This is a genomic window from Gordonia amarae NBRC 15530, assembly GCF_000241345.1.
Lineage (GTDB): Bacteria > Actinomycetota > Actinomycetes > Mycobacteriales > Mycobacteriaceae > Gordonia > Gordonia amarae.
On the sequence record NZ_BAED01000063.1, the window covers coordinates 1 to 13465 of the forward strand.

13 protein-coding genes are annotated in these 13465 nt (G+C 68.6%); 1 reads left to right on the forward strand and 12 read right to left on the reverse strand.

Annotated features, from left to right (window positions below):
• From GOAMR_RS18530 to GOAMR_RS18540, 3 genes are all read right to left on the reverse strand, one after another.
• The coding region (locus GOAMR_RS18530) for a sugar phosphate isomerase/epimerase family protein (protein WP_306302443.1) at window positions 1-824 on the reverse strand (824 nt) is incomplete at its 3' end.
• 62 nt (window positions 825-886) lie between these two features.
• Window positions 887-2728: an Rv0497 family membrane protein gene (locus GOAMR_RS23785; protein ID WP_005191498.1), complete on the reverse strand. Its 1842-nt coding sequence runs from the start codon at window positions 2726-2728 to the stop codon at window positions 887-889.
• A gap of 182 nt (window positions 2729-2910) precedes the next feature.
• Window positions 2911-3840 (reverse strand): Ppx/GppA family phosphatase, encoded by a 930-nt coding sequence (locus tag GOAMR_RS18540; RefSeq protein WP_170319188.1) that lies wholly within the window; start codon window positions 3838-3840, stop codon window positions 2911-2913.
• Window positions 3841-4036: 196 nt separating this feature from the next.
• On the opposite strand from GOAMR_RS18540, the gene GOAMR_RS18545 reads away from it, so the two are divergent.
• Entirely contained in the window at window positions 4037-4864 is an 828-nt protein-coding gene (locus GOAMR_RS18545; protein WP_005191501.1) for a DUF3109 family protein, read from the forward strand.
• Window positions 4865-5099: 235 nt separating this feature from the next.
• Here GOAMR_RS18545 and GOAMR_RS18550 read toward each other — a convergent pair whose 3' ends face one another.
• The 9 genes from GOAMR_RS18550 to GOAMR_RS18590 form a co-directional block, all read right to left on the reverse strand.
• Window positions 5100-5786 (reverse strand): winged helix-turn-helix domain-containing protein, encoded by a 687-nt coding sequence (locus GOAMR_RS18550; RefSeq protein ID WP_005191502.1) that lies wholly within the window; start codon window positions 5784-5786, stop codon window positions 5100-5102.
• Window positions 5787-5848: 62 nt separating this feature from the next.
• Window positions 5849-7357, reverse strand: coding sequence for a sensor histidine kinase (locus GOAMR_RS18555; protein ID WP_005191504.1), 1509 nt, complete (start codon window positions 7355-7357; stop codon window positions 5849-5851).
• Between the two features lie 203 nt (window positions 7358-7560).
• Window positions 7561-7878: a GNAT family N-acetyltransferase gene (locus GOAMR_RS18560; protein WP_005191509.1), complete on the reverse strand. Its 318-nt coding sequence runs from the start codon at window positions 7876-7878 to the stop codon at window positions 7561-7563.
• Between the two features lie 178 nt (window positions 7879-8056).
• Window positions 8057-8806 carry a phosphoglyceromutase gene (locus tag GOAMR_RS18565; protein ID WP_005191510.1) on the reverse strand — a complete coding sequence of 250 codons (750 nt, stop codon included), beginning with the start codon at window positions 8804-8806 and terminating at the stop codon, window positions 8057-8059.
• Between the two features lie 410 nt (window positions 8807-9216).
• Window positions 9217-9876, reverse strand: coding sequence for a response regulator transcription factor (locus GOAMR_RS18570; protein ID WP_005191512.1), 660 nt, complete (start codon window positions 9874-9876; stop codon window positions 9217-9219).
• Entirely contained in the window at window positions 9873-11048 is a 1176-nt protein-coding gene (locus GOAMR_RS23790) for a sensor histidine kinase (protein ID WP_138943806.1), read from the reverse strand. Before GOAMR_RS23790 ends, GOAMR_RS18570 begins: the two co-directional genes overlap by 4 nt.
• Window positions 11049-11065: 17 nt before the next feature.
• A complete protein-coding gene (locus GOAMR_RS18580; RefSeq protein WP_005191516.1) occupies window positions 11066-11644 on the reverse strand; it encodes a hypothetical protein in 579 nt (192 codons plus the stop codon).
• 52 nt (window positions 11645-11696) lie between these two features.
• Window positions 11697-12470: a hypothetical protein gene (locus GOAMR_RS18585; protein ID WP_005191517.1), complete on the reverse strand. Its 774-nt coding sequence runs from the start codon at window positions 12468-12470 to the stop codon at window positions 11697-11699.
• 47 nt (window positions 12471-12517) lie between these two features.
• A complete protein-coding gene (locus tag GOAMR_RS18590) occupies window positions 12518-13408 on the reverse strand; it encodes an ABC transporter ATP-binding protein (RefSeq protein ID WP_005191519.1) in 891 nt (296 codons plus the stop codon).
• Window positions 13409-13465: the final 57 nt, after the last annotated feature.

The window sequence follows — 13465 nt, forward strand, 5'->3', positions numbered from 1 at the left end:
CGTGCCAGGTGGGTGCGGGCGAAGTCGAGCGCCCGGGCCAGCATCGCCGCCCGCTCCGGTTTGGTGCGTGCTGAGCTCGTCGTGATCTCCAGCACTACCGCGCCGTCAAAATCGCTCGCGGCCAGTTGGCGACAGATCGTCGCACACGGCTGGGTGCCGTCGCCGGGCAGCAGATGCTCGTCGTGGGCGGCGCCGCTGCCGTCGGCCAGGTGCAGGTGGGTGAGCTCGGCGCCCATCCGGGTGAACATCGCCTGGGCGTCGGCGCCGGCCATCGCCGTGTGCGACAGATCGAGGGTGTAGTTGCGGTACCCGTCGTCGGTGGGGTCGATGGACTTGCCGAACGCCGACGCCGCCGCGCCCGGACCGCCGCCGCGCCGCGACAGCCGCCGCGCCGACCGCTCCCCCGCACCGAACAACCGGTCGGCGCGCATCGGGAACATGTTCTCCACCGCGACTGCCACGCCGCTGTCGTCCTCGAGCTCGCCGACGATGTCGTCGAAGGCGTCGACGTAGTAGCGCTGCCAGCGGAACGGCGGATGCACGACGACGGTGGGCGCGCCGAGGTCCTCCGCGGCGTGCACCGCGCGCGCCAGCTTGGGCACCGGATCCTTGCCCCACACCCGCTGCGAGATGATCAGGCACGGCGCGTGGATCGACAGGATCGGCACCTGATAGCGCGACGAAAGATACTCGACGTGCGCGACGTCCTGGCTGATCGGGTCACCCCACACCATCAGTTCGATGCCGTCGAAGCCCAGTTCGGCCGCGTACTGGAACGCTGCCTCCGTGTTCTGCGGGTACACCGACGCGGTGGACAATCCCACCGGGATCTCCGGCCGCACGACAGGACGGCCCCCTGTTCGCCGGAGTGCGAGCGGCTCGGACGTCACGTCGCGAGCAACACCAGCGGGCCGATGGTCACCAGCAGCCCGACACCCACCGCCAGCAAGGTGGTGGCCAGGTCGCGCGACCGCCGCACGACGTGGGTGAGGGTGACGATGCTGAAGATCACCACCACCGACAGCACCAGCGCGAACGGAACGTTCCACTCCCAGAGGCGCTTGAATCCCCAGAACAGGCCGATACCGACGGCGATACCGAGGATGGACTCACCGATCACGAGCGCCCACGCCACCGCCGGCGACCGCTCGTGGCCGGCGTCGGCCCCCTTCGGGTCCTGCATCTTCTGCTGGGCGGCCTTCTTCGCGGCGGAGGTCTTCTCCGCGAGTGTCTTGGCCGCGGACCCGGCGGGCTCACCGGCGTCGTCCGCCGCGAGATCGTGCTCCTGCTCGGCGACGGACTCATCGTCTGAGCCGAACCTGTCTGTCCCGTAGGCATCCGTCCAGGTGTCATCGTCGGCAGCGGTGCCGTCCGCCGCGGCGGACTTCCGGCCGAAGAGCTTCTTCTTCCCGCCTGCGGTCTTGGCGGCGCCGGCCCGCGCCGCACGTGCCTGCGCGGCCCGGGTCGCGGGGTCGATCTCGGGTTCGTCGTCGGTCAGATCTCCGAAATCGTGCGCGACGGTCCCGGCTTCGCCGTCCTCACCGGACAGGTCGGTGCCGGATGCCTGGTCGTCCGGGGTGTCGTCTCCGGGTGCCTGCTTTCCGGGGGCCTGCTTTCCGGGTGCCTGGGGCGGGTCGAGCCGGTAGGCATTGGGTGAGGGCGCCGCGGCCGCCGGTGCGTCGTCGCCGACCGGTGCGATGACCTCGGTGGTCTCGCCGGGCCGCAGATCGTCGCCGCTGCCGGACCCACCGGCGCCAGGAGCACCCGAGTACAGATTGGCGAGGTATTCGGAGGGTCCGCCGGTGCCCGGCTTCCCCGCGTCGCCGCGGTCGGCCGGTTCGTCCGGTGTGCCGAACCCGGTCCGCTCGATGACGCCGGTCCGTTCGAGATCGTCTGGGTGGTCGATGACCCCCGTGCGCTCGAGGTCGTCCGGCAGATCGCCGGTATCGGTGGCTGCGGCGGTTGCATCCGGGGCATCGGTCCGATCGATGACCTCGGTCCGGTCGGTGAGTTCCGCCGGCGACGGGGCCTCGGTGCCGGTGCGGTCGATGATGTCGGTGCGCTCGTTCGGCGTCACCGCGCCGACGGGTTCGGTGCGGTCGAAGGTCTTGGCGATCGCCTCGGTCGGGCCGTCGGCCTCGTCCGGCTCCTGACGGTCGCCGCCGCGGGCCTTGCGCCGGCCGAACAGCCCGCGCCGGGGCTGCTTCACCTCGGGTTCGACCTCGACGTCGGAGAACGACCGGTACGAGTCGAAGTCACCGTCCTCGTCGGCCGCGGTGACCTTGGTGGGCTCGGTCGCTGCGGGGATCTCGGGCTCGGAAACGACGGATTCGCCGGCGCCGGACAGCTCGCCCGACTCGGGTCCGGTCTCGTGAACGCGCTCGATGATCCCGGTCGCCTCGTTGTCGGCGTCCGGTTCCGGCGCCTGCGCGGCCGCGGGACTGTAGGTGGGCATTCCGCTGGAGGTGAGCGCACCACCGGTGGGGGGCTGCCGGTCGGCGGGACGATCGGCGCGCGGGAAAGAGATGTGCCGAGGCTCGGCGGTCGGATCGGAGGAGACCCGCGGCACCTCCCCGGTCAACTCGGCCATCGACACCGCGCCGTCACGTCCGGCCCGGCGCCGGTTACGGCTGTCCTTGGCCGAGGTGGTCGTATCGGCATCGCCCTGATGACGTGCCAACAGCTCGGATACGGAAATGGGCCGGGAATCTGCGTCCTCGTTCACCATTGCGTGCGTTCTCCCAAAGTTTCTCCGACAACCGCGTTCAACATCTTAAAGCTTCTGCACTACGTTCTTCGAATGCCGACGCCCCAACCTACCGAAGTCCGGCCGGATCACCCGCCGACACACCTGGAACCCGGCCTGTCGAACCCGGCTCTTCCGCAGCCCCGGCCTACTGAAGTCCAGACCTACTGAAGCCCTGTATCGAGCCGCCGCAGGATCACTCCCTCCCGCAGAGCCCACGGGCAGATTTCCAGTGTATCGATGTCCAGGGCCCGCATCGCGGCCTCCGCGACGAGCGCGCCCGCGACGATCTGGCCGGCACGGTCGCTGCTGACGCCTTCGAGTTCAGCGCGATCGGACGTGGTCATCCGCGAGATGAACGCGATCAGCTGCCGCAGCCCGCTCGAGGTCAGCTCCCGCCGCACCCGGGGACCGGCGCTCGAGGGCGCCGCGCCGGTGAGCCGGGCCAGGCTGCGGAACGTCTTGGACGTGGCCGCCACCAGATCGGGTTTGCCGCAGTCCGAGAGCTGTTTGGCGGCGACCTTCAGTTCGGCGTCGAGCCAATCGCGCAGGACAGAGATCCGTCGGCGGTCCGGCGGGTCGTCGGGCAGCCACTCGCGGGTGAGCCTGCCCGCGCCGAGCGGCAGCGACAGCGCGACATCCGGTTCCTCGTCGACACCGTTGGACATCTCCAGCGAACCACCGCCGATGTCGAGGGCGAGGATGCGGCCCGCGCTCCAGCCGTACCAGCGGCGCACGGCCAGCGAAGTCAGCCGCGCCTCGTCGGTGCCCGACAGCACGTCGACCGTGACGCCCGTCTTGGCGGCGACCTCGGCGAGAACCTCGTCACAGTTGGTCGCATCGCGCACCGCGGAAGTGGCGAACGCCATGATCTGCTCACATCCCGATGACGTGGCGATGTGGGTGAACTCGTCGACCGACTCGACGAGTTTGCCCGCAGCCCGGTCGGTGAGCCTTCCGTCCGCGTCGATCTGCTCGGCGAGGCGCAAAACCGCCTTCGTCGAACTCATCGGGGTGGGATGACCGCCGCGATGGGCGTCGACAACCAGCAGGTGGACCGTATTACTGCCCACATCGAGTACTCCTAAGCGCACTCCGGCAACGCTACTGCGTCGTACCGCCGTTACAACAGCGGCTCGCGAAATGCCCGGCAGATTCGCGCGAATCGGACATCGCCCGCAACCGGGCCGAATCCTGCGAATCAGGTGGTCGGGTCCCCTCTGATTAGGCACGCACCGCACCCTCGGCGTTACCGTTGTCACCGTGGCGAACACCCGAACGAGCGCACGCATGCGCCCCACCCCCGAAGTCGGCCTCGACTTCGCGCGCGAATGGTATGAGTTCGCTGATCCCGACGACCCCGAACACATGATCAGCGCCGACCTCACCTGGCTGCTGTCGCACTGGACGTGTGTCTTCGGCACCCCCGCCTGCCAGGGCATCGTCGACGGGCGCGAATCCGACGGCTGCTGCACACACGGGGCGTACCTGTCGGACAAGGCCGACCGCAAACGGCTCGCCAAGGGCATGTCGATGCTGACCGAGGACGACTGGCAGTTCTACAAGAAGGGCTCCGGCAAAGATCCGGTCGGCCCGCGCGGCTACCTCGAAGAGGGTGACCTCGACGACGAACCGGCCCTCAAGACCCGCACCTACAAGGGCGCGTGCATCTTCCTGAACCGGCCCGACTTCGCCAAGGGCCCCGGCTGCGCGCTGCATGCGATGGCCCTGCGCAAGGGACTCGAACCGCTGACCGTGAAACCCGATGTGTGCTGGCAACTTCCGGTCCGCCGCGAACAGGACTGGGTGGAACGGCCCGACGGCACCCAGGTCCTCAAGACCACCATCACCGAATACGACCGGCGCGGCTGGGGCGAGGGCGGCCACGACCTGAAGTGGTACTGCTCGGGTTCACCCGACGCCCATGTCGGGGCCACCCAGGTGTGGCAGTCGTACGCGCCCGAGCTGATCGAACTCATCGGCCAGGCCGCCTACGACGCCCTCGCCGAAGTCTGCAAACGCCGGAACGGGCTGGGCCTCATCGCCATTCACCCCGCCACCGCCGCCGCCACCAACCGCCGCGACACCGACATCAAGTACGAACGCCTCGACGACTGAGTCCCCTCGATCCCCGAACCCGACGCAGCCACACACCTTGATCCCAAGGCCGAAGCGACCACACCTCTTGATCCCGACCCCGACGCAACCACACACCTTGATCCCCGACCCCGACGCAACCACACATCTTGATCCCTGAGGCCGAAGCGACGAAGGAGCGAGGGACGCGTTGGGTCCGGCGACACGAGGCTCCCAACTCGGCAACGGCTCAAGGATGGCAGCGGTCCGAGAATGCCTAGGGCTCGAGCTTGTACCCCAGCCCCCGCACGGTCACCAGATGCTTGGGTGACCCCGGGTCGGGCTCGATCTTGGCGCGGAGCCGTTTCACATGCACGTCAAGGGTTTTGGTGTCACCGACATAGTCGGCGCCCCACACCCGGTCGATGAGCTGACCCCGGGTGAGCACCCGGCCGGCATTGCGCATCAGGTATTCAAGGAGGTCGAACTCCTTGAGCGGCAACGTGATCGGATCCCCGTTGACGGCCACGGTGTGCCGGTCCACATCCATCCGCACCGGCCCGGCCTCGAGCACCACCACGGCGGTCTCGTCATCGGCGGGGTCGCCGCCGCGGCGCAGCACCGCCCGGATCCGGGCGATCAGTTCTCGTGCCGAATACGGTTTGGTGACATAGTCATCGGCGCCGAGCTCGAGTCCGACGACCTTGTCGATCTCCGAGTCACGGGCGGTCACCATGATCACGGGGACACCGGACTTGGCCCGCAGCGCCCGGCAGATCTCGGTGCCCGACATCCCCGGCAGCATCACGTCGAGCAGCACGATGTCGGGGTTGATCCGGTCGAACGCTGCCAGCGCCTGCGCTCCGTCGTTGATCACGCTGGCCTCGAAACCCTCCTTGCGCAGCAGAAATGCCAGCGGATCGGCCAAGGCTTCCTCGTCCTCGACGATCAATACGTGCGTCACAGATAGATTCCTTCTGTCCTCTGATCAAAAATTCGGGAAAAATCGGGGGCGGGCGTCGCTGATCACTTGGCCGGCACCGACCCGCCCGTGGTGTCAGCGGCCCGGGATGCCCCGGCGGGGTCCCCGTCCGCACGGTCAGCGCCGACGCTGTTGTCACCGAGGTCATCGTCGTCAGGGTCATCGTCGTCGGGGTCACCGTCGTCGGGGCCGAGGACTTCCTGCGGGATGCTGAGCGTGAATGTCGACCCGGTGCCGGGTTTGCTCCACAGCGCGATCGTCCCGTCGTGGTTGGCCGCGACGTGTTTGACGATCGCCAGCCCCAGCCCGGTGCCGCCGGTGAGCCGCGACCGTGCCTTGTCGACGCGGAAGAACCGCTCGAACACGCGCTGCTGGTCGGCGGGCGCGATTCCGATGCCGCGGTCGGTGACGGCGATCGACACCATCGGGACGCCGTCGGTGACAGTGCGCCTGCGGCTGACCGAGACCATCGTGTTCTCCGGCGAGTAGGCGATGGCGTTGACGATGAGGTTGTTGAGGGCAGTCAGCAGCAGCATCCGGTCGCCGCGGATGGTGAGCCCGATCGGTGCGTCGGCCTGCAGCTTGATTCCGGCGGCGTCCGCGGTGAGAGCCGCGGACTCGAGCGCCTCGTCGACCAGTTCGTCGACGTCGACGCTGCTGAGCTCCTCGGTCCGGCCGCTCTGCAGCCGCGACAGTGACAGTAGTTCGTTGACCATCGTGCCGAGCCGGGCGGCCTCGCCCACCACCTGTTTGCCGAAATGGCTGACCGCGTCGATGTCGTCGGCCGATTCGAGCAGTGCCTCGCCGAGCAGGCCGATGGCACCGACAGGCGTCTTGAGTTCGTGCGAGACGTTGGCGACGAAGTCGCGGCGGGTGGCCTCCACCCGGGCGTGTTCGGTGTCATCGACGCCGTACACGACCGCGTACCGTTCGTCGTGTTTGCCGTCGCCGCCGACGGCGAGCCGGACCAGACATCCCACGGAGTCGACGTTGCGGGCGGTGGCCCGGCCGGTGGAGACGAATCCCAGTGTCGACGGGCTGGGGGTGAACTCGAACCGCTTTTCCGCGGTGGTCCCCGAGGAACCGGTGTCCGACTGGGCGGTGCCCGACGAGGCAATGTCCGACGAGGCGATGTCCGACGAGGCGATGTCAAGGACGTCCTTGGCGGCTCGCCACACGACTTCGGCGAGCAGCCGGTCACGCACCATACCCAGTTCGACGGCGCGATGGTTGTACAGCACGACATCGCGGAACTCGTCGACGACGGCGACCGCCGTTTCGGAGTTGCGAAGGATCAGCCCGAGCAGGCCCGCCCGGGTCATGCGGCCGTCGGGAGTGAGGCCGATGACGTCGGCCTCGCGCAGCTCGGCCTCCTCGGGAACCGCCCGCGGCGAGTCGGCCGCCTCGAGATGCACGATGGCGGGTACGGGCTGCACGGTGGCCGGGGCCGCGCCGCGGGAGCCTCCCAAGCGGGGCCCCACGACCAGTGCACCGACAGCAACGCCGACAACCAATGCCAGTGCGATCGCGCCAAGAACCAAAGCAACGGTCACAATCTGCACCTTACGGCCCGGCGAACGGCCGACGCACGCCATGCGGGCGAGTTCGGCCGCTGTTCACGTAGAGTTCCACAACCCACAAGATCCCGGACGCCCTGCACACCCCGAAAGCGCCCACGAGATCCTTCAGGCACCCCGGAAGGCCCGGATCTCTCCGGCCCGCGCGGCGTCAACCCGTTCCGGGCACCCGAGCCGCGTCAGCGGGGCACCGAGACCGCCATGTCGGCGTACTCGGGGTGTTTACCGACGTAGGACTCCACGTAGGAGCACACGGGGACCACCTTGTTACCCGAGGGCCGGATGTCGTCGAGCACCGCCTTGACCAGTTGGCCCGCGTATCCGTGTCCGCTGAACCGCTCGAAGACCACCGTGTGGGTGAGCACCACCTGCTCGATCTCCGTTACGTAATCGAGGTAGCCGACCTGCACATCGGTACCGTCCTCCGCCGCCACATAAGCCTCATATCGCTCCTGCGCCGGCACATGCTTGATCTGAACCGTCCCCGTTTCGCCCATACGTCCAATGTAGCCCGCATCACACCACCGTGCGGCCCGGTTGATGTTGCAGATGAGGCTCGAGAGCGTGATGCCCCCACCGGACAACCGGCGGGGGCATCACGACGTCGCGGACAGCGCTGCTTTCTGCGACTACTTCTTCCGCGGCTACTTCTCCGCGACTACTTCTTCTGGGCAGCTACTTCTTCTGGCCTTGGGCGGCGACGGCTGCGGCACCGGCCGCGGCTGCCTCCGGATCGAGGTAGGTGCCGCCAGGGTTGAGCGGCTTGAGGTCGTCGTCGAGGTCGTAGCGCAGCGGGTTGCCGGTGGGGATGTTCAGGCCGGCGATGTCGGCGTCGGAGATGCCGTCGAGGTGCTTGACCAGTGCCCGCAGCGAGTTGCCGTGGGCGGCGACGAGCACGGTCTTACCGGCCCGCAGGTCGGCGGCGATGGTCTCGGTGAAGTACGGGATGAGTCGTTCGACGACGTCCTTGAGGCATTCGGTCAGCGGCACCTCGTCGAGATCGGCGTACCGCGGGTCGTGGCTCTGGCTGTACTCGGCGTCGGCGTCGATGGCCGGCGGCGGGGTGTCGTAGCTGCGGCGCCACAGCATGAACTGCTCGTTGCCGTACTTCTCCAGGGTGTCGGCCTTGTTGAGCCCCTGCAGCGCACCGTAGTGGCGTTCGTTCAGGCGCCAGTCCCGGACCACCGGAATCCAGTGCCGGTCGGCCTTGTCGAGCGCGATCTGCGCGGTCGCGATGGCCCGGCGCAGCAGCGAGGTGTACAGCACGTCGGGCAGCAGGTCGTGCTCGACGAGCAGTTCACCCGCCCGCACCGCCTCCGCGGTGCCCTTCTCCGTGAGCGCGACGTCGACCCAGCCGGTGAACTGGTTGGACGCATTCCATTCGCTCTCGCCATGCCGCATCAAAATCAGGGTGCCGTTGCTCATGCCGATGAGTTTTCCACATCGGCGTTGCCCACATCGGCCGACGGGTTCGTCCCGACAGCGCCGAACGCCACGTCGGCGACCCCGACGACGGTGCAGAAGCCCAGCGACCCACGTTCTTGATCCCCGAAACCGAAGCCGGGAACAAACAACCCACCAACTTGATCCCCGAGGCCGAAGCGAGGTACGAGCGAGGGGTCCGGCGAGATTCCTCCATGACGGCACCACCTCGGACTCGGGCGGAGCTCCTTTTCGGAGGATGCGGCAGGACTCGACGGCACCGAGACCGTCCTGGTCCTGCGCACGATGTCCACGAGCTGGGCCACCATCGGCCGGGCCGTCGGCGTGCCACGACAGTCGGCACACGAACACTGGGGCGCCCGCATCGCCGGCATCCTCGGCGAATAGAGCGGTCACCCGGGCGGTTCGGCCAGACCTGTCCGGTAGGCGATGACCACGAGCTGGGCACGGTCGCGAGCGTGAAGTTTGGTCATCGCCCGGCTGAGATGGGTGCGGACGGTCCCGGCACTGACCACCCAGCGCTGCGCGATCTGTTCGTTGGTCGAACCTGCCGCGACCAGGCGCACCGCCTCGCGTTCGCGGTCGGTGAGAGCAGCGACACCCGGACCCGCCCCGGCCGCACGGTTACGGGAGGCGAACGCGGCCACCAGCCGCTGCACCTGATGCGCCGAGAGCAACGCCTCACCGGTGGCGATGGTGCGGACGGCATTGATGAGTTCGTCGGCCGAGGCGTGTTTGAGCAGAAAGCCGCTCGCTCCCGCGTCGAGTGCGTCGAAGACGTATTCGTCCATTTCGAAGGTGGTGAGGATGAGGACTTTGACGCCGGCGAGGCCGGGGTCGGCGGTGATCTGCCGGGTCGCTTCGATGCCGTTGGTGCGCGGCATCCGGATGTCCATCACGACGACGTCGGGGCGCAGTGCACGGGTACGCGCCAGCGCCTCATCCCCGTCGGCGGCCTCACCGATGACATCGATGTCGTCTTCGAGGTCGAGCACCGTACGAAAACCGGTGCGCACCAACGTCTGATCGTCGACGACGAGGACCCGGATCATGGCGCCCCCACGTGCGGGAGCGGCCAGGTCGCCTGCACGGCGAAGCCCGGCGATCGTGGTCCCACGTCGAGTGTGCCGCCGGTCGATTGGACCCGCTCGGCCATTCCGATGAGTCCGACGCCGGTCCCGCGTGGTGCGGCCGGTCCCCCGGCCCGCCCGTCGTCGGTGATCCCGACACGCAAGGTCGCGCCGTGATGTTCGACGTGGACACGCACCCTGGCAGCCGGACCCGCATGCCGGGTCACGTTGCTCAGCGCTTCCTGGACGACCCGGTATGCGGCGGCGCTGACCTGCCGCGCGATAGGTAGACCGTCGACGGCCGGGTCGCGTTGGTAGGTGACGGTGAGTCCGTCGTTGCGGGCGCGGGCGATCAGCTCACCGATGCCGTCGATACTTGCGCCGGGTTCGTGATTCTCGTCGACAGCGTCCTCGTCGACACTGTTCTCACGCAACGAATTCAGCAGCCAGCCGAGCTCGTCAAGGGCATCGCCGGAGGCGCCCCGGATGGCGGCGAGCGCTTCGCGGGCCTTGGCCGGATCCCGCTCGAGGAGCCGGTCGGCCACGGTCGATTGGACGTTGATGCTGGCCAGCGCATGGGCGACGGAGTCGTGCAGGTCGCGGGCGATGCGCAGGCGTTCACCGGTCACCGCCTGACGGCGTAGCAGGTCATGCTGCCTGCGGCGTTCGGCTCGCCTGTCCACCTGGGTGCGGACGGTGACACCGACCAACGCCACCGCGATCGCCCAGGCGGGTCCGGCGGTGCCGATGGGACCGAGTTCGGCGAAGCCGACGACGCGGCCACCGGCGACGGCCGCGATCACCAGCACAACCCCCACCGCGACAATGGGTTTGGGTGCCCGATAGCCGAGGATCGCCATGGTGACCGGTCCGACGAGCAGCGCGGGTCCACCGGGATTCCCGGTGGCCAGGTAGCCGAACAGACAGGCGGGCACCACGACCGCCGGCACCATCGGCAGGTAGGCGGTGGCGGTGATGGCGAGCGCCCCCACCACACCGAACGCCACCCCGGTTGCGGTGACGCCGGCGATGGACTGGGACGCGCCGGCGACGAGGGCAACGAGCACCACCGCGATCGCGCCGTCGACGGCCACCGGACTCAGCCCCGCGCGCCGGTCCGGTCGCATCGCCTCGACGTCGGACATGCTTCTCATCTTGGCACCTACCCGGATCATGCGACCGAGTCGGCGCGGACGTCACGGCGCCGGACCGGGTGCGCCCTGCCGCCCGACTTGCTGCCGCGTCCGACCTTGCCACCCGGCTTGACCACCGACAACCAGGTGGCCACCAGCAGCGCGACGGTGGACACGACCGGCGGGAACAGAAAGTCGGTGACCGCGACGGCACCTCGAACGTCGCCGCCGGTACCCACCGGGTCCGGCACGTCGATCGTCAGGGCGTTCGGTGTCAGCAGCACAGCCACGAGCACGGTGAGGATCACCGAGATGGCCAGCTTGACGGCCACCCACCAGTAGGTGACAACACCCCACGACGTGCCGAGCCCCAGCACCACCCCACTGGCGAGCGTGACGGCGGCCAGCGCGGGCACCACCGGCGGCACGATCACCGTGATCGCCATGATGGATGCCGAGACCGTCGCGCCGGAGTCACTGGTGACTGCGGTGACTGCGAGTGCCAGCATCGCCAGGTTGACGCCGATCCAGCCGACGCTGCTCACGATGTGGACAATCAGGACACCGCGCCGGGCTTTGCGGGAGAGTCTCCGGGATCCGGAGGTGTGCGTGGACATGATCGGGTTCCTTCATGTTTCGGTTCTGGGCCGTTAAGGGTTCTGGGCTGTTTCAGTTCGTGACGTCGCGGCGGGCCAGCACCACACCGGCGACGACCGCGCACACGGCCAGGTAGATCGCCGAGGTCCACAGCACCGTGTGCGTGGCGAGTGAGTCAGGTGCGCCGGGGTTCACCAGGCTGCGCATCACCAGACCGGGAAACCAGCGCTGCGCCCAGTCGTGGCCCTCGCCGAGGACGTTCTCGATGGGGCCGAACCACAGCAGCAGCACTGCCAGGGTGATGGGGGTGGACCGGATGATCACGGCGAGCGTGGTGCCGATGGCGGCGTACATGAGGATGAACAGCCCCAGTCGCGCGGCGTCGGAGGCGATGTCCCCGAGGCCGTCGGCGCCGAACCAGCCGGCCGTCGAATAACCGTAGTGCGGGGCGACGACGCGCGCGGTGACCGCGCCCGCCACCAGGGCGGTGACCGCGGTGATCGCGGCGACCCCGAGCCGGCTGGTGAGCTTGCCGGTTTCCAGCGCGATACGCCGGGGCTGCCGGGTCAGCGCCGCCCGGGTCAGGCCGCGGTCGATCTGATTGCCGGCCGGTGCCGCGAAGGCCGCGGCCACCAGCAGCGCCACGAATCCGGTGGCCGACATGACCGCCGATGTCGCGCCGTCGACGGCGGCGATACCGCGGGGACCGTCACCCGCGGCGGCGGTGACCAGCCAGGTGGCGCCGACGGCGAGTACGGCGGCGAGCGGCAGCACCGAATACCACAGCCGCGGCCGGTCGAGCAGTATCCACTCGGAGTGGGCGGATCGGGTGAGTGCGGTGAACATTGTCTCGGTTTCCTTACGGCTCTTATGAATTCGGGATGCGAGCGATTTCAGGACGCGACGAGTTCCAGGTACCGGCTCTGCAGGTCCGGGCGCCGGATATGCAGCTCGCGCAAGATGATTCCGTGGCCGTGCGCGCGCTCGTTGAGCGTCGCGGCGACCTGGCACGGGTCCTCGGCACCGGCGACGTCGATACGCAATCCGTCGCCGTCGTCGGTGACCGGCAAACCGAATCCCACTGCGATACGGGACAGTTCGGCGATGCCGGCCGGATCGGCGGGGACGGCACGCAGCACGGCGCCGCCGTCCGTGAATCCTGACGCCGGACCTTCGTAGAGGAGCCCGCCGAGGCGCAGGATCACCAGCCAGTCGCACATCTGTTCCAGTTCGCTGAGCAGATGCGAGGAGACGATGACGGTGGCGCCGCGGGCGGCGATGGTGGTGACGATGTCGCGGACATCTGCCATACCGACGGGATCGAGCCCGTTGGTGGGTTCATCGAGAATCACCAGTTCGGGATCGCCGAGCAGCGCGGCGGCGATCCCGAGACGCTGTTTCATGCCGAGCGAGTAGCTGCCGACCGGATCGTTGCCACGACCGGCGAGGCCGACGAGGTCGATGAGGTCGTCGAGGTCGGTCGGGGGTTGCCCGGTCAGCGCGGCGAGCGCGCGCAGGTTGTCGCGCCCGCCGACGGCCGGATGAAATGCGGGGGTCTCGATGAGCGACCCGACTTTCGGTAGGTACCGTGCCGGCCTCGACACCGGTTCACCGAGTACGCTAGCCGTGCCCGAGGTGGGGCGGACCAGTCCCAGCAGCATGGCCAGCAGCGTGGTCTTTCCCGCCCCGTTGGGGCCGACCAGACCGGTGACGGTCCCCGCCGGAATGCTCAGCGTCGCACCGTCGACGGCCGTTCGGGACCGGAACCGTTTGGTCAGTCCCACAGCCTCTATCGCGAGCGCTTTTCGCGGAGAATCAACAGTCGGTGTATTCGCGGTTTC

Bases quoted from the DNA above. Each gene is read 5' to 3' on its own strand.
- GOAMR_RS18580 (WP_005191516.1), bottom strand. From the start codon at position 11,644: ATGTCCACGCACACCTCCGGATCCCGGAGACTCTCCCGCAAAGCCCGG.
- GOAMR_RS23785 (WP_005191498.1), bottom strand. From the start codon at position 2,728: ATGGTGAACGAGGACGCAGATTCCCGGCCCATTTCCGTATCCGAGCTG.
- GOAMR_RS18545 (WP_005191501.1), top strand. From the start codon at position 4,037: ATGCGCCCCACCCCCGAAGTCGGCCTCGACTTCGCGCGCGAATGGTAT.
- GOAMR_RS18560 (WP_005191509.1), bottom strand. From the start codon at position 7,878: ATGGGCGAAACGGGGACGGTTCAGATCAAGCATGTGCCGGCGCAGGAG.
- GOAMR_RS18585 (WP_005191517.1), bottom strand. From the start codon at position 12,470: ATGTTCACCGCACTCACCCGATCCGCCCACTCCGAGTGGATACTGCTC.
- GOAMR_RS23790 (WP_138943806.1), bottom strand. From the start codon at position 11,048: ATGAGAAGCATGTCCGACGTCGAGGCGATGCGACCGGACCGGCGCGCG.
- GOAMR_RS18565 (WP_005191510.1), bottom strand. From the start codon at position 8,806: ATGAGCAACGGCACCCTGATTTTGATGCGGCATGGCGAGAGCGAATGG.
- GOAMR_RS18570 (WP_005191512.1), bottom strand. From the start codon at position 9,876: ATGATCCGGGTCCTCGTCGTCGACGATCAGACGTTGGTGCGCACCGGT.